General features: G+C 62.7%; 16 protein-coding genes. 10 read left to right on the plus strand and 6 right to left on the minus strand.

The features are described from left to right. Window positions 1-381 precede the first annotated feature (381 nt). The 3 genes from NIT7645_RS00105 to NIT7645_RS00115 all read left to right on the plus strand — a co-directional run bounded on the left by NIT7645_RS00105 (window position 382) and on the right by NIT7645_RS00115 (window position 1,375). On the plus strand, window positions 382-738 hold the full coding sequence (locus tag NIT7645_RS00105) for a hypothetical protein (RefSeq protein ID WP_008559023.1): 357 nt from the start codon (window positions 382-384) through the stop codon (window positions 736-738). A gap of 74 nt (window positions 739-812) precedes the next feature. Next, complete coding sequence (locus NIT7645_RS00110; RefSeq protein ID WP_242656143.1) at window positions 813-989, plus strand: hypothetical protein; 177 nt, start codon at window positions 813-815, stop codon at window positions 987-989. Window positions 990-1,171: 182 nt separating this feature from the next. After that, complete coding sequence (locus tag NIT7645_RS00115) at window positions 1,172-1,375, plus strand: hypothetical protein (protein WP_008560575.1); 204 nt, start codon at window positions 1,172-1,174, stop codon at window positions 1,373-1,375. A gap of 108 nt (window positions 1,376-1,483) precedes the next feature. On the opposite strand, the gene trxC is transcribed toward NIT7645_RS00115, so the two are convergent. Next, window positions 1,484-1,909 carry a thioredoxin TrxC gene (trxC, locus tag NIT7645_RS00120; RefSeq protein ID WP_008560417.1) on the minus strand — a complete coding sequence of 142 codons (426 nt, stop codon included), beginning with the start codon at window positions 1,907-1,909 and terminating at the stop codon, window positions 1,484-1,486. 113 nt (window positions 1,910-2,022) lie between these two features. Then, on the minus strand, window positions 2,023-3,306 hold the full coding sequence (locus NIT7645_RS00125; RefSeq protein ID WP_008559646.1) for a hypothetical protein: 1,284 nt from the start codon (window positions 3,304-3,306) through the stop codon (window positions 2,023-2,025). Between the two features lie 343 nt (window positions 3,307-3,649). Here NIT7645_RS00125 and NIT7645_RS00135 point away from each other — a divergent pair, with 343 nt between their 5' ends. Together NIT7645_RS00135 and NIT7645_RS00140 are read left to right on the plus strand one after the other, a co-directional pair. Further along, window positions 3,650-4,201: a L,D-transpeptidase gene (locus NIT7645_RS00135; RefSeq protein WP_008559486.1), complete on the plus strand. Its 552-nt coding sequence runs from the start codon at window positions 3,650-3,652 to the stop codon at window positions 4,199-4,201. Between the two features lie 234 nt (window positions 4,202-4,435). Beyond that, complete coding sequence (locus NIT7645_RS00140) at window positions 4,436-4,642, plus strand: cold-shock protein (RefSeq protein WP_008558873.1); 207 nt, start codon at window positions 4,436-4,438, stop codon at window positions 4,640-4,642. Window positions 4,643-4,845: 203 nt separating this feature from the next. Here NIT7645_RS00140 and NIT7645_RS00145 read toward each other — a convergent pair whose 3' ends face one another. Further along, window positions 4,846-5,487, minus strand: a complete 642-nt coding sequence (locus tag NIT7645_RS00145; RefSeq protein WP_008560165.1) for an arylesterase — start codon at window positions 5,485-5,487, stop codon at window positions 4,846-4,848. Between the two features lie 50 nt (window positions 5,488-5,537). Between NIT7645_RS00145 and NIT7645_RS00150 the strand changes: the two genes are divergently transcribed. Together NIT7645_RS00150 and NIT7645_RS00155 are read left to right on the plus strand one after the other, a co-directional pair. Then, entirely contained in the window at window positions 5,538-6,254 is a 717-nt protein-coding gene (locus tag NIT7645_RS00150) for an ABC transporter ATP-binding protein (protein WP_008561898.1), read from the plus strand. Further along, the gene (locus tag NIT7645_RS00155; RefSeq protein WP_050685757.1) at window positions 6,251-8,776 is read left to right on the plus strand and encodes an ABC transporter permease; all 2,526 of its coding nucleotides are present in this window, start codon (window positions 6,251-6,253) and stop codon (window positions 8,774-8,776) included. Before NIT7645_RS00150 ends, NIT7645_RS00155 begins: the two co-directional genes overlap by 4 nt. Before the next feature lie 164 nt (window positions 8,777-8,940). Here the strand turns inward: NIT7645_RS00155 and NIT7645_RS00160 are convergent, their stop codons facing one another. After that, window positions 8,941-9,396, minus strand: coding sequence for an RrF2 family transcriptional regulator (locus tag NIT7645_RS00160; RefSeq protein ID WP_037302528.1), 456 nt, complete (start codon window positions 9,394-9,396; stop codon window positions 8,941-8,943). Between the two features lie 166 nt (window positions 9,397-9,562). Here NIT7645_RS00160 and NIT7645_RS00165 point away from each other — a divergent pair, with 166 nt between their 5' ends. Together NIT7645_RS00165 and NIT7645_RS00170 are read left to right on the plus strand one after the other, a co-directional pair. Further along, window positions 9,563-10,204, plus strand: a complete 642-nt coding sequence (locus NIT7645_RS00165) for a gamma-glutamylcyclotransferase family protein (protein WP_008560066.1) — start codon at window positions 9,563-9,565, stop codon at window positions 10,202-10,204. After that, on the plus strand, window positions 10,201-11,403 hold the full coding sequence (locus NIT7645_RS00170) for a DUF2254 domain-containing protein (protein WP_008560758.1): 1,203 nt from the start codon (window positions 10,201-10,203) through the stop codon (window positions 11,401-11,403). The genes NIT7645_RS00165 and NIT7645_RS00170 overlap by 4 nt, the downstream gene beginning before the upstream one ends. A gap of 86 nt (window positions 11,404-11,489) precedes the next feature. Here the strand turns inward: NIT7645_RS00170 and gltX are convergent, their stop codons facing one another. Continuing rightward, window positions 11,490-12,815: a glutamate--tRNA ligase gene (gene gltX, locus NIT7645_RS00175; protein WP_008559203.1), complete on the minus strand. Its 1,326-nt coding sequence runs from the start codon at window positions 12,813-12,815 to the stop codon at window positions 11,490-11,492. 217 nt (window positions 12,816-13,032) lie between these two features. On the opposite strand from gltX, the gene NIT7645_RS00180 reads away from it, so the two are divergent. Next, complete coding sequence (locus NIT7645_RS00180) at window positions 13,033-13,965, plus strand: MBL fold metallo-hydrolase (RefSeq protein WP_008561349.1); 933 nt, start codon at window positions 13,033-13,035, stop codon at window positions 13,963-13,965. A 154-nt stretch (window positions 13,966-14,119) separates the two neighbouring features. Here the strand turns inward: NIT7645_RS00180 and NIT7645_RS00185 are convergent, their stop codons facing one another. Further along, complete coding sequence (locus NIT7645_RS00185) at window positions 14,120-15,784, minus strand: NAD+ synthase (protein ID WP_008562713.1); 1,665 nt, start codon at window positions 15,782-15,784, stop codon at window positions 14,120-14,122. Window positions 15,785-15,818 lie beyond the last annotated feature (34 nt).

The following is a 15,818-nucleotide window of genomic DNA, read 5'->3' on the forward strand; positions in this document are numbered from 1 at the left end:
GCCACTGGGTGCTTCGTGCAGAACTCGTTGCATCTGCAAAAGTGTTTTCACTTCTGAAGATGTGGCAAGAAACAGTACCAGGCTCAATGGAACGCAAGCAAACTACTGATGCATTGAAAGCTGCCATGCGTCAGGACTTACGTTAGCCCTAATAGCGACATGCTTTGAGGTTGCCTCAACACAAGGCCCGCACCTGACCTTGGGGAGGTGCGAATGCGCCTTCCCGGGGGGAAGGTCAGGCGCGGGCCGTGCCGCTGCCGCACGCACCCTGCCCCTATCCCGGCGCTGCCACGGGTTCGGCATAATTTGGCCAAAATTAACCTTATCCTAAGATCTTGCCGGGGCCTTCTGCCCAGCGGCAAGCCACAGAAAGGGCATGGCATGGCAGCAATCGGTATTCTTGTGGGTGTGATCGGCGGGCTGAATGCGGCGGTGATCGGCTATACTCTGATTGGCCTGTCTTTCGGGATGAGCCTGCTTCTTTACCCGCTGATTGGCGTGCCCTCTGCGATACTGGCCATCGTTCTCTTGTGGGCCCATCGCAAGACCCGCGCTGCGCTTTTGCGCTTTGCCTCATCTCAAAGCCGGATGGCTGATCAAATCCAGCCGGGCACGCCCCGGCAAGACACCGCGCGGGTCAAGATCCGCCCGGCGGTGCGGCAGCCCGCGCGCAGAGTGCCGCAAGCTTCGGCAAAAGCGGCAAAAACTGCAACAGTGGCGGTATTTCCGACCCCTTAAAGACTTGATCAAAAGGTCTATTTCGGCTCAACTCGGTAACATGTGTACGAGGAGCCGGTATGGCGTGGTTGGCAATGATATTCAGTTCCGGCGTGGCGATGATGGTCGTCGCGCTGGCTCATGCCGTCTACGGCCTGTCGATCTGGGGATTGTTCCTGCTTTATTGCGGATTGGGCGCATTCCTCGGCACCATCTGCACCTGCGTAGTCATGGCTGTCTGTAACCCCAGCCGCAGCCCCCGTCGGAAATAGCCGGCAGCCGTCCGCATCAGCACAGGACAACGCCGCGCAAAACCTGTGGCGCGTTTACCTGTTTTCAAGACAATTCGACCTACCCTCTCCTTGTGTGATGCAGGCTTTGCTGCCTTGATCACCGCAACCGGGCGCGCCCGCATGTCGGTGCGCCCTGATCTGGTTCTGACGGAAGGGAAGATATGGCCTGGCTCGGTATCATCGTTGGCACCATTCTTGGCCTGATCTGCGTTTTTGTGGCTCCCGCGGTGTATGGTCTGCCCGTGTGGGCTGCCATCATGCTGTATCCGCTGGTGGGCACCTTTGGTGCGGTCCTGACGATCCTGATCCTGCTACAGCTGCGCCCCGGCCCCGCACAACCCATCCCTGTGTCGCGTCATCGCTGACGGGCCAGGCTGACGTCGCAGCCTGCGCCGCGTTTCGCCACCAAGCAGCCCCGGCGACTGCGCAAGTCACCATCGCCCCATCAGGCCAAACCGGTCGCCTCTTGGGGGCTATCCCTTGGCCCAGGAAATGATCTGCCCCGCACGCAGCGCGCCTGACTGGCGTTTGTGTTCCTTGCCACGCATGAAACGCACCATCGTCGGTATCCCCCGGATCCGGTAGCGCGCGCCAGTGGATTGATGGCTTTGGGTGTTCAGCTTGACCAGACGCACCTCGCCCTTCAGGGCCTTGGCGGCCTTGGCAAATTCCGGCCCCATCATCTTGCAGGGACCACACCATGGCGCCCAGAAATCCACCACCAGCGGCAGGTCATCCTGCGCCGCGGCCTTTTGCAGGATCGCAGGATCCACATCCACTGGCCCGGCAGGCACAAGCGCAGCCCCGCAGCTGCCGCATTTGGGATTCGCCGCCAGCCGGTCATAGGGCACACGGTTCAGCTGTGCACAGCTGAGGCAGGTCAGGGTCTTGCTGCCCATTGTGGTTTCTCCTGTTTCTTGGTGCAGAACGCATCAGACCCCGACCGGATACACGGCCAGACCACGCAGGAACACCCCCGTCGCGCGCCCTGCACAACAGCGTGATCAGCCCCTCAGAACGTAAGCCGCGCGCCCAGGATCACACTGTGGGACTGCACGCTGGCATCCCCCGTCACCGTCGGCATGATCAGGGGCACAAATCCGTCGTTGAACATATACTCTGCCCCCAGTGTCACATTGGGGGCCACATCCACCTCAAGCCCGAGGATCACTTGGGTCATGCTCTCCCATTCGGTGCCAGAGCCCCCCTGATTGCCGTGGCTGGTCGAAAGCGAATAGGTCGCAGGCCGCCCAAGAAAGGCGCCCCGATAACGCCCCTGTAGGGTCAGCGCGCTCACCTTGTGGTCGGTGGCAGGCCAGCGGTCGGTGGTCTGGGTGAACTCTGCCATCAGATCAAACCGCGCCCCGCTGAGCGTTGCATTCACATCCCATGCCCCGTTCCAGCCGCGATCCACCCCAATTCCCGGCGGATGATGGGCGATGCGGCTGTCATAGATCGTTCCACGCAGATACCCCGCCCCCAGGCGCAGCTGCATGCCATTGCCCAGCGACATGCGGTGGGCGGCATTCACCGCATAGTTGGTAAAAGAGCCATCGTTCGAGGGGCTGGAAATCACCCTGTTGCCGCGGTGATTGCGGATGATGGACAGGGCGACATCGGTCCGCTCGCTCAGATAGCCGATTTCGATCAGGGGATCCTTGGTCTGGGCCCAGAAATAATGCGCGTTATGGGTATGCGAAAAAGGGGCGTAGCTCTCAAAATTGCCAAAGTTCACCGTCTTGCGCCCCACCGCCAGATAGAAAGGCGCGCGGTCCAGATCCCCAATCGCGAGCCAGGCCTTGCGGAGCTGGATCTCATTTTGACCGGGGTATTCCACCTCGGTGTATTCGCCCTGCACAAACGCCGTCAGCAGGGGCGTCGTTGCGGTCACATTCAACGTGATGTCGTTGATGACCCCATAACTGTCCGAGATGCCGCTGGTGTGGGTGGGTGGCAGGCGGGACAGGATCGGGAATTTCCCCGGCGTGTTCGTGCTCTCGTGGATTACCGTGCCTAACACCCGCCCACCGAACGTCAGCTGATTGATCCCCAACAAACCGGACTGGCGCGCGCGCAGCGCAACAGCGATCTTGTCCGTCACATGAGATTGGCGATCCAGCATGGTTTCGGAATAGGCAAGAGAGGTGGCCAGCAGGCCGCCATGCCAAGACGCCCGGCTCTGCCCTGCGCTCTCGGTGACGCCTGCCCCCTGGGCCAGGCTTTGCCCGGCCAATCCTGCGCACAGCATCACAGCCAGCGCGGCCTGCGCCGCGCCTTTGAAAATGGAAACAGTCACAATCGTTACTCCAAATAACCCCCGACAAGCCGCGCGCCTTGGACCTGCGCCCAACATGGGCTGGCCCCGAAACATCTGGTCGCAAGATGATCTGCGCGCTTATGCCCCCCCGGCTGCGCCAGCAGATCCGTGCCAGACGGTGGCGACGGCGGGCCGCACAATGGCCCGAACGTCAGACTATCACGAAAATGTGAAATCGCGAAGCCTGCGGTCAAATCCGGCATCTGTCGCGGGCTGGCCACGCCGCCACGGCGCACCGACAGATCCTGGCGCGCACGGTTGACCTCTGCCCATCTGCCGCGACAAACTGGTCCTATCCGTTCCAAAACCAATAGAGCCAAGCATGTTCACACGTCGCGCCTTTATGGCCTGTACCTCTGCCGCCGCCCTTTGGCCGCAGACAAGCCCTGCCGAAACCGTCTTTGACCCGACACCGCAGGATGTCCGCATCAAGAAACAGTTCGAGCCCGGTCAGATCCTCGTGCTGCCCCGCTCTTACTATCTGTATTTCGTCACCGAACGCCGCCGCGCGCGCCGGTATGGTGTTGGCGTAGGCAAGGCCGGGCTGGAATTCACCGGCACCGCCACAATCGAGGCCAAGCGGGAATGGCCCAGCTGGCGCCCGACGCCAGAGATGATCCAGCGTGACCCGCGGGCCTATGCGCGGTTTGTCGACAACGACTACATCCAGCCCGGCGGCAAGAGCAATCCGCTTGGGGCGCGCGCGCTCTACCTGTTTCAGAACGGTGTCGATACGTATTTCCGCATCCACGGGACGAATAAGCCGGAAACAATCGGCTCTTCTGTATCAAATGGCTGTATCCGGATGACGAATGAGCATATCGTCGATCTATACGACCGGGTGCCGATCGGCACGGTTGTAACTGTTCTGTGACAAAACCCGCCAATTTGCGGGCCTTATTCGGCAGAATCGGGGTGGTTTCGCCCCGGATCAAAGAAGCTATGCTCATTCTCCTTGCGCCGAGTCAGTAATGCCTGCACACTAAAGGCCGCAAGGTTACGCAGAAGTCATCGCTGTCCTACGGCAGGCTCGGTCATGAAATACGCAATGGCATTGCCAGTCTGTCGCATGTTGCGGGCAGAACAAGAAGACTCAGGAGTACAGACGATGGCCACAGGCACCGTCAAATGGTTCAACACCACCAAAGGCTACGGCTTTATCGCACCCGATTCGGGCGGCAGCGATGTTTTCGTGCACATTTCCGCAGTTGAGCGTTCCGGCCTGACCGGCCTGGCCGACAACCAGAAGGTTAACTACGAACTGCAGCCCGGCCGCGACGGCCGCGAGTCCGCGGTGAACCTGGAACTGGTCTGAGACCAGACCAGTTCAGAGGGGCCAACCCCCTCATGATAGACGAACGGCCCCGGATTTCGGGGCCGTTTTGCATTTGCGGGATCTGTGCCACCGGTCAGGGTCTGTGCCGGGATGGGCGTCACAGGGTGTGTGTCACTGGGTGGGCGTCCGGGCTGAGGCTTCATTCTGTTGGGCAGGCGTGATCGGATCACCCCTTTGGCCCATCACTGCGCAACCTGCTCAATCAGCTGTTGCACCTTGGGACCGATCGCCGCCACATTCAACGCCACGCCTTCGGCGTTGGGGTGGATCCCGTCATCCTGCAGATATGCGCCAGCCGCCTGAATATCATTGCCGGTCGCCGCGCGGATGCCCGCCAGACTGTCGGGATGCAGCAAGGCGTCAAATCGCGCCGCGAGATCTGGATAGATGCCGTCAAAGCTCTCTTTGAAGTCCGCGCCGTAATTCCCCGGCGCCTGAATGCCCACCAGCAGCACTGGCAGGGCCTTGGCCTCTGCCGCTTCCATGATGGCGGTGAGATTGCGGCGGCTTTCCTCGGGGGCGAGCCCGCGCAGCAGGTCATTGCCCCCCAACGCCACGATCAGCGCATCAGGCGCATCTGCCAGCGTCCAGTCAATGCGCGCAGCGCCCCCTGCCGTCGTGTCCCCAGAGACGCCCGCATTGATCAGTTCAACCTCTTCCCCCTGCGCATCCAGCCAGCCCTGCAGTTGCGGCACCCAGCCCTGCCCCTGCGGCAAGCCATAGCCCTGAACCAAGCTGTCCCCAAAGGCCGTGATACGGACCGGATCCGCCTGTGCCCCTGCTGCCGCCAGTACAAAAATCAATCCTGCCATCACCTTGCGCATCGGCTCAAAGGCTCCATATCGAGAGAAGTTACAAAACAGGCTCATGATCTATGCATTCCAATCCGTCCGCTCAACCCGAACCCATCCTGTCCCTGCAAGATGCATCACTTTCGCTGATCGGCAACACCGGCCCTGTGGACATCCTGCACGGCATCACACTGGATGTCACCGCGGGTGAGACACTGGGCCTGATCGGGCCGTCGGGGTCGGGCAAGTCCTCGCTCCTTATGGTCATGGGCGGGCTGGAACAGGCGAGCGGCGGGCGGGTGCATGCGCTGGGTCAGGATCTCACGGCGATGGACGAAGATGCGCTCGCGCGGTTTCGCCGCGACAACATGGGCGTGGTCTTCCAGAGCTTTCACCTGATCCCGACGATGACCGCGCTGGAAAACGTCGCCACCCCGCTTGAGCTGGCCGGGCAAAAGGATGCGTTCGAGCGCGCCCGCGCAGAACTGGAGGCTGTCGGCCTTGGCCATCGGGCAGATCATTTCCCGGCACAGATGTCCGGCGGCGAGCAACAGCGCGTGGCCCTGGCCCGCGCCCTTGTCACGCGGCCACGCATCCTTCTCGCGGATGAGCCTACAGGCAATCTGGACGCCACCAACGGCGCTGCGATCATGGATCTGCTGTTTGACCTGCGCGATCGCTATGGCGCAACTCTGATCATGGTCACCCACGCGCCCGAACTGGCCGCCCGCTGTGACCGGGTGATCCGTCTGCGCGACGGTCGGCTGGATCAGGACGCGGCCCGTGAGGCGGCAGAATGAGCGCCTCACGCCTGTCGCTTGCGACCCGTTTTGCAATGAGAGAGCTGCGTGGTGGTCTGCGCGGCTTTCGTGTTTTTCTGATCTGCCTTGCCTTGGGCGTTGCGGTGATTGCGGGGATCGGCTCGCTGCGGACGGCCATCGAAACCGGTCTGAGCGAGGAAGGCGCCGTCCTGCTGGGCGGCGACGCAGAGCTGGGCTTCACCTATCGCCGTGCCTCCCCGCAAGAGCAAGCCTGGATGGACGCCAACGCCCTGCGCCGCTCCGAGGTGATCGACTTCCGGTCTATGGCTGTCGTCGGAGACGAGCGCGCGCTGACGCAGGTCAAGGCCGTGGATACCGCTTATCCGCTTGTCGGCACTGTCCGTCTGTCACCGGACATGCCGCTGGATCAGGCGCTGGCCGGAACTGACAGTCTGCCGGGCGGGGTGATGCAGCGGGTGCTGGCCGACCGGCTGGGCCTGGCGGTCGGGGATCGCTTTGCCCTTGGCACACAGGAGTTTGCCCTGACCGCCATCCTGGAAAACGAACCAGATGCTGCCAGCGCGGGTTTTACCCTTGGGCCGCGCACCATCGTGCAAACGGATGATCTCGCCTCCTCGGGCCTCTTGCAGCCGGGAACCCTGTTTTCCAGCAAATACCGCCTGATCCTGCCAGAAGGTCAGGATCTTGCCGCCATGCAGACCCGCGCCGAAGCAGAGTTTGAGGCCGCAGGAATGCGCTGGAGCGATGCGCGCAATGGCGCCCCGGGCATCGCAACCTTTGTCGAACGGCTGGCAGGGTTTCTGGTGCTGGTTGGCCTGTCCGGGCTGGCTGTGGGCGGGATCGGTGTTTCTGCCGCCGTGCGCGCCTATCTCGCGGGCAAGACCACCACGATTGCCACCCTGCGCACTTTGGGCGCGGATCGCGCGACACTGTTTCTGACCTATTTCCTGCAGATCGGCGCGCTGGCACTTCTGGGGGTGGCAATCGGCTTGGTGATCGGTGGCATGACGCCTGTGATCCTTGGCCCCTGGATTGCGGCGCAGCTGCCCTTTCCGGCCGTCTTTGGCCTGGCCCCGGCGGCCTTGGGCGAGGCTGCGCTATATGGCCTGCTCACCGCATTCGTCTTTGCGCTCTGGCCGCTGGCACGGGCCGAACGGATCCGCGCCGCCGCCCTGTTTCGCGACGCCCAAGACAGCCGCACACGGCTGCCTGCGCCGCGCTACATCGTGGCAACGGCACTGGCTGTTGCGGTGCTGGTGGGCTCTGCTGCGGTCTTCAGTGGTGCAATTGCACTGACGCTTTGGACCGCCGCCGGCCTGATCGGAGCGTTGATCGTACTGTTGCTTGCGGCGGTTGTCCTCAGCTGGATGGCCCGTCGCCTTGCCCCCTTGGCGCGCGGGGTTCCCGCGATCCGCTGGGCACTGGCCGCAATCGGCACCTCCCGCGATGCGGCGGTGCCCACCGTGCTTGCGCTTGGGCTTGGGCTGACCGTTCTCGCCGCCATTGGCCAGGTCGATGGCAATATGCGCCGCTCGATCGAGGGCAACCTGCCGGATCTTGCCCCCTCCTATTTCTTTGTGGACATCCAGCGCGATCAGATGCCCGACTTCCTCGGCCGGGTCGAAGGTGATCCCGCCGTCAGCCGGGTGGAAAGCGCACCGATGCTGCGCGGGATCCTCACCACCATCAACGGCACCCCCGCAACCGAAGTGGCAGGCGATCACTGGGTGGTCACGGGTGATCGGGGCATCACCTATGCCGCGGCCCAACCCGAAACCACCACTCTGGTTGCAGGGCAGTGGTGGCCCGAAGACTACAGCGGCGCACCACAAGTCAGCTTTGCCCGCGAAGAGGCCGAGGAACTGGGGCTCGGCCTTGGCGATACACTCACCCTGAATGTGCTGGGCCGCGATATCACCGCCACCATCACCAGTCTGCGCGAAGTGGATTTTTCGACCGCGGGAATGGGCTTTGTCATGGTTCTGAACGAGGCCGCATTGGCCGGGGCGCCCCACAGCTATATCGCCACTGTCTATGCCGAGCAGGACGCCGAAGCGCAGATCCTGCGGGATCTGGCCAAGGCGATGCCCAACATCACGGCAATCCGCGTGCGCGACGCGCTTGATCGGGTCTCTGACCTGCTGCGTCAGCTGGCCTCTGCCACCGCATACGGGGCGGCGGCGACCCTGCTCACGGGCTTCATGGTGCTGATCGGAACCGCCGCCGCAGGCGAACCCGCCCGCCGCTACGAGGCCGCGATCCTCAAGACACTTGGCGCCCCGCGCAGGCAGATCCTGCTCAGCTTTGCCACCCGCTCCGCTCTCTTGGGGGCAGGCGCCGGGCTGGTCGCCCTCATCGCCGGCATGACAGGGGCCTGGGCCATCAATGTCTATGTCTTCGAAAGCGATTTCGTCGTGATCTGGAGCAACGCACTGGCAATTATCAGCGGCGGCATTCTAACCACCCTGCTGGCCGGTCTGGCCTTTGCCTGGCGCCCCCTGCGCGTTCGCCCTGCCCGGATCCTGCGGGCCCGCGACTAACGTCAGACCCCCGATCACGCGCAGGCGCAAGCCGCGCGAAAACACGAAAAAAGGGGAGAGGCCAGATGCCTCTCCCCTTTCTGATTTATGGGCTGTTCCCCACCCCGGTTGGGGAACAGCCAACGGCATCACCGACAGGCCCCCCTTGCCAGATGGCAAGACTGTCAGCGGCCGTATTGCGGACAGGGGGCGGCCTGAAACAAGGCAAACAGCTCGTCATTGTCACAGACAAGCGCCTCCAGCGTGATCCCGTCCAAAGAGCGATAAAAGGCCTGCGCCGCATCCGCGAGGGCAACCCGCAGCCGACAGGCCGAGACTAGCGGGCAGGTGTTGTCGGCATCGGCAAAACACTCCACCATCGGAACCGTGCCCTCGACGTCGCGAAACACATCGCCAATCCCGATCTTGCCAGCAGGTCTGCCCAAACTCATCCCACCGTTGCGCCCACGTTGGGTTCGCAGATAGCCAAGCTGGGCAAGCTGATTAATCACCTGCGCCAGATGGTTTTCAGAGATATTGCACCGCTCCGCGATCTCCGACTTCGTGACCAGCCGGTCCGAGTTGGCCGCGCAATACATCAAGAGCCTCACAGCGATATTTGTCCGTTTCGTAATACGCATGTGTGCCCCTTCCGATGCGTCCCATGACGCACATCTTTGCATGTGGGGGCAAAGGGCTCTTTGACATGCATCAAAAGACCGCATTGCAGGGGCGACAACAGTGCTAAGTCGCCCTATCTGTTAGAGGAACGCCGCCACCCTGACCCGGATTTCACAGGAGACCGCAATGCCTGCCCCCTACTTCTTTGGCTATGGCAGCCTCGTCAACACGCGCACCCATGACTACCGCCAGGCCCGGCCCGCGCGGTTGCGGGGCTGGCGGCGGGCCTGGGTGCACACCGACCTGCGCCCGGTCGCCTTCCTGAGCGCGGTTCCCTGTGAACACAGCGCCATCGACGGTCTGATTGCCGAGGTGCCGGGCGCGGATTGGGCCGCACTGGACGAACGTGAATTTGCCTATGACCGCCTGCCCGCCCAGGGCGCGGTAGACCATGATCTGCCCACCCAGACAGACATCGCAGTCTACGCAGTCCCCGCCCACAGCCAGCAGGCCGCGAGCCACCGGCACCCCATTCTGCTCAGCTATCTGGATGTCGTGGTTCAGGGCTATCATCAGATCTTTGGCCGCGAGGGGGTGGCGGATTTTGTCACCACAACCGACGGCTGGGACGCACCGATCCTGAATGATCGCACGGCCCCGCAATATCCCCGGCATCAAGCGCTGAGCCCACAGGAAACCGCGCTGGTCGACCGGACCCTTGCTGATGTGAACGCCACAGTTGTCGAAAATGTGGTCGACAGCATGATCGACACCGCCCCGACCGCAGGCGCAGGCGCAGGCACCACACATCCGGGCAGCACAGCGTGATTTCCCGCACCCTTTTATATGTGCGCCGCATCACCCGGCAGCTGTGGTTTCGGGTTGTCCTGCTGTCGGCCTGCTCGCTTCTGGCGCTGGCCGTGGCGCCCTGGCTAACCGGGTTCATTCCCGAAGATCTTGGCGATCGGTTTGGCCGGGACGCGGCGCTGCCGGTTCTGACCATTCTCGCCTCGGGCATGCTGGCCGTTACCACCTTTTCGCTCAATATCATGGTGTCGGCCTATCGCACCGCTGCGGCCACGGCCACACCAAGGGTCTATCGCCTGCTGCTGGAGGATACGATCACCCAAAGCGTGCTGGCCACATTTGTCGGCGGCTTCGTCTTCAGCCTCAGCGCGGTGATCCTGTTCCGCTCGGGCTTTTACACCGAGGACGCCGCCGTGGTGGTGTTTGCCACCACCGTGGTGATTGTCGCACTGATTGTCGGCTCGATCCTGCGCTGGATCGACCATCTCTCCGGGCTCGGCAGCATGGACCACACCCTGCGCTTGATCGAAACCCGCAGCCGCACCAGCCTGCGCCAGCGCGCCGAACGGCCATGCCTGGGGGGATGCGCCATCACAGACGACAACAGCGATGCCCGCCCCGCAGACAGTATCGCCATCCCCGCCGCCGAAAGCGGCTTTGTCCGCTTTATCGACATGACTGCCCTCAACACCCTGGCCAAAGAGGGCGACACCCGCGTCCGCATTGCCCGCAGCCCCGGCGAATTCGTGCTGCGCGGCCAACCCGTGGCCTGGCTGTTCACGGCAGACGAGGATCTGGCTGACACGGCAAGCGGGCATATTGAAATCGGCGATGTGCGCAGTTTCGATCAGGATCCCTCCTTTGGCCTGACGCTGCTGGCCGAAACCGCCCAACGCGCCCTCTCCCCCGGGATCAACGACCCCGGCACCGCGATGGAGGTGATGGGCCGCCTCGAACGCCTTCTGTGGGAGAGCACCCCAGACGACATCCCCGACGCCCGCGAGGATGTGTCCTTTCCCCATGTCGAAATGCCGCCTGTCACCGCGCGTTACCTGCTCGACTGCGCCTTTCCCCCCATCGCCCATTGCGGCAAGGATGACCCGTCGGTGATGGATTGGATGCAGAAGGGGCTGACCGCGCTGTCCGATCACCCCAACAGCGACATGGCCAAAGCGGCGCAATCACTGGCCGATCACCTGTTTCCCACACAGACCGACTAGCCGACTAAGCCTGCCAACAAAAAAGGCGGCGCTTTGCGGGCGCCGCCTTTTGGTGATTTGGATCAGGCTTCTGGGCCGGGCTGTTGTCAGCCGCGGGCGCGGACGGTTTCCATCAGCGCCAGCAGGGCAGACATGTCAGGGCCGCGTTCCATGCCGGTCACGGCTTTGCGCAGCGGCATGAACAGGCCCTTGCCCTTGCGGCCCGTCGCGTCCTTGACGGCAGCGGTCCACTTGCCCCAGCTGTCGCTGTCGTAGGGGCCTTCAGGCAAGAGCGCCATCGCCTCGGCGATAAAGTCCTTGTCCTCATCCGCCACCAGCGGCTCGGCGCCGTCGCGGCATAGATCCCACCAGCCGGCAAGATCCTTGAGGGTGGTGATGTTTTCCTTGGCCATATCCCAGAAGGCGGCCTGTTTCTCTGCCGGAACCCCCAGCGCGTCCACATGGGCCTGCACGGCCTCCAGCGGCAGCGACTGCAGGTGGCGCGCGGTCAGCGGGTAAAGATCCTGCACATCAAACTTGGTCGGTGCTGCGCCAAAGCGGTTGATGTCAAAGCCGTCAACCAGCTCAGCCAGTTCCGAACGCAATTCCACCGGATCAGAGGAGCCAAGACGCGCCATCAGGCTCAGCAGCGCCATCGGCTGCACGCCCGCCTCGCGCAGGTCGCGCAGCGCCAGGGTGCCCAGACGCTTGGACAGCGCCTCGCCCTGTGGGCCAGTCAGCAGCGAGTGGTGCGCAAAGGAGGGCACAGAGCCGCCCAGTGCTTCGATGATCTGGATCTGGGTCGCTGTGTTGGTCACGTGGTCAGAGCCGCGCACCACATGGGTGACGCCCATTTCAGTGTCGTCCACAACCGAGGCCAGTGTGTAAAGGAACTGGCCGTCACCACGGATCAGCACCGGATCAGAAACCGAAGCCGCGTCGATGGAGATGTCGCCCAGGATGCCATCGGTCCATTCAATGCGCTGATGATCCAGCTTGAAACGCCAAACACCATCGCCGCGCTCGGCGCGGAGCGCAGCTTTCTCATCATCGGACAGGTTCAGCGCGGCGCGGTCATAGACCGGCGGCTTGCCCATGTTCAGCTGCTTCTTGCGCTTCAGGTCCAATTCGGTCGGGGTCTCGAACGCCTCGTAGAACCGGCCGATTTCGCGCAGGCGATCGGCGGCGGCGACATAGCGGTCCAGACGCTCGGACTGGCGCTCGACCTTGTCCCAGGTCAGGCCCAGCCACTCCAGATCCTGCTTGATGGCATCGACGTATTCTTCCTTGGACCGCTCCGGGTCGGTGTCGTCGATGCGCAGGATGAAGGTGCCGCCAGCCTTGCGGGCGATCAGATAGTTCATCAGCGCGGTGCGCAGGTTGCCAACGTGGATATAGCCGGTTGGCGACGGGGCAAAACGGGTGGTGGTCATCAGATGTCTCCTGTTGCCCTGCCCATGTCACACGGGCAGCGTTTTGTCCAGTTTTCCCCGCAGATCGACAGCTCTGCCCACCTGTCTGTGGCGATTGGCGCCGCGTTGCGATCTCACGTTGGCGTGACGGGCCTGCGCGGGTGGTTTGAAATCTTCGTACGCGACCTAACTCTTTCCCAAGACCAAAGACCGAAACAGCAACAGTGAGGATCCCGCCATGTCCCTGAAGATCACCCGTCGCGCTGCGCTCAGCGGAGCTGCCGCCCTGCCCCTTGCCGCCACCGTGACCCCGGTGCTTGCGGATGGACACGCCGCCAAGGCACCCGCTGCCCACAGCCGCAGTTTCAAGCTGGGCGACTTCACCGTCACCACATTGCTGGATGGCAGCTTGCCGCGCGATGGAGCCAAGGAGATCTTTGGCGGTGGCGCAACAGACGAGGAATTTGCCAAGGTCTCGGCGGAAAACTTCATCCCCGCCGACATGGCCCAGTTCTATTTCACACCGACGCTGGTGGATACCGGCTCTGAAAAGGTGTTGTTTGACACAGGTCTCGGCCAGGGGGGCATCCAGAAGGCACTGGCCGAGGCTGGTGTCAGCCCCGAAGAGATCGACGTGGTGGTTCTGACCCATATGCACCCCGATCACATCGGCGGAATGACAACAGAGGGCGCCGCAACCTTTGCCAATGCCCGCTATGTCACGGCGAGCGCCGAATATGACTTCTGGTCCAAGATGGAGGCCGGCAATCGCGTTGGTGATCTGGTCGCGCAAAAGGTCACGCCGATGGCAGAGAAAATGTCCTTCATCGAAGACGGTGGTTCCGTGGCCTCCGGCATCACTGCCATGGCCGCCTTTGGTCATACGCCCGGCCACATGACCTATATGCTCGACAGTGGCGGCCAGCAGCTGGTGCTGACTGCGGATCTGGCGAACCACTACGTCTGGTCCTTTGCCCACCCGGAATGGGAAGTGCGATTTGACATGGACAAGGCGGCGGCCACGGCCTCACGCCGCAAGGTGATGGAGATGCTGGCAGGCGACCGGATCCCGATGATCGGCTATCACATGCCTTTCCCCGCTGCCGGATTTGTCGAAACCCGGGGGGAAGGGTTCCGCTTTGTGCCGGTCAGCTATCAGATGATGGGCTAACGCGCCAAAAGACGGGCAAGGCAGCTGCGACGCTCGCAGCGCCAGACACCCGACCTGACCACCAACCTGAACACAAAAAAGGCGCGGCCAATCGGGTCCGCGCCTTTTCATCATGTTCTGTCTCGGCCCGTCCTTCAGACCCTTCAGCGGACCATCAGGCGCCGCTGGGGTCGCGCCAGCGATTGGCGATCGGATAGCGGCGATCCAGCCAGAACGCCCGCGGTGTCAGCCGTGCCCCCGGCGCCGACTGGAAGCGTTTGTATTCACTGATGTAAATCAGGTGCTCCACGCGTTTGGCGACCTCACGATCAAACCCCGCCGCAACACAATCGGCAATCGAAGCCTCCTGATCCACCAGCATCTCCAAAAGCGCGTCCAGTTCAGGATAATCCGGCAGGCTGTCGCTGTCCTTCTGATCCTCCCGCAGCTCGGCGGAGGGCGGCTTGTCGATAACGCTGGGGCGGATCACTTCCCCCTCCGGGCCCATCATCCAGGGTCGGTGGTTGGCATTGCGCCAGCGGCAGGTCTCAAAGACGCGGGTCTTGTAGAGATCCTTGATCGGGTTATAGCCGCCGTTCATGTCGCCATAGATCGTGGCATAGCCCACCGCGACCTCGGATTTATTGCCGGTGGTCAGCAGCATCTCGCCAAATTTGTTCGACATTGCCATCAACAGCAGGCCGCGCAGGCGGGACTGGATGTTCTCTTCCGTCAGCCCCTCTTCCAGACCGGCAAACAGCGGGGCCAGCGTGTTGGTGATGGCCGCGCGCCCCTCTGAAATCGGCACATAGTCGTAATGCACGCCCAGCGCCTTGGCCACCGCCTCGGCATCATCAAGCGAGCCCTGCGAGGTATATTCAGACGGCAGCATCACACAACGGACATTCTCGGCCCCAAGGGCGTCCACGGCAATCGCCGCCACCAGCGCGGAATCGACCCCGCCCGAAAGCCCCAAAAGCACCTTCTTGAAGCCGGTTTTGCGCATGTAGTCCCGCAGCGCATAGGTCATAACCTGATAGTCCTGCTCCCATGCGTCGGGCAGGCTGGCCTTTTCTCCCTCAACCGCACGCCACCCGTCGGGGGTGCGCTCCAGATCAAGGTGCTGGATCGCCTCGTCAAAAACCGGCATCTGCAGCGCCAGCGCGCCACCGGGGTTCAATACAAAAGACCCCCCATCAAAGACCTGATCGTCCTGACCGCCCACCATATTGAGGTAGATCACCGGCAGACCGGTTTCGACGGTGCGCGCCACCATCAGGTTCTGCCGCACCTCCATCTTGTTGCGATAATAGGGCGAGCCGTTCGGGATCAGCAGGAACTCTGCCCCTGTTTCCGCCAGGGTCTCGGCCACATCCTCGTACCAGCCATCTTCACAGATCGGGCTGCCGATGCGCACGCCGCCGACGGCGTAGGGGCCGCCAAGCGGACCGGATTGGAACAGGCGCACCTCGTCGAAGACGGTCGCATTGGGCAGATGGTGTTTCAGCACCTGCGCGCTGATCTTGCCGCCCTGCAGGATCAGGTAAGCGTTGTAGAGATTGCCATCCCGAACCCAGGGGCTGCCGATCGCCAGCGCCGGTCCATCGGCGCAATCGGCGGCCAACCGCTCAACCTCGGCGATGGCGCTTTGGTGGAAAATGGGCTTCTGGATCAGGTCCTGGGTGTTGTAACCGGTGATGAACATCTCCGGCAAAGCAACCAGATCGGCACCCGCCTCCTTGCCTGCGGCCCAGGCCGCGCGGGCCTTGTCTGCATTGCCTGCGATATCCCCGACAGTGGGATTGAGCTGCGCCAGTGTCACGCGGAAACGATCGGCCATCCTGCTTGCGTCCTTCGATAATCCTGCCCAATGC

It is taken from the genome of Phaeobacter italicus (assembly GCF_001258055.1).
Lineage (GTDB): Bacteria > Pseudomonadota > Alphaproteobacteria > Rhodobacterales > Rhodobacteraceae > Phaeobacter > Phaeobacter italicus.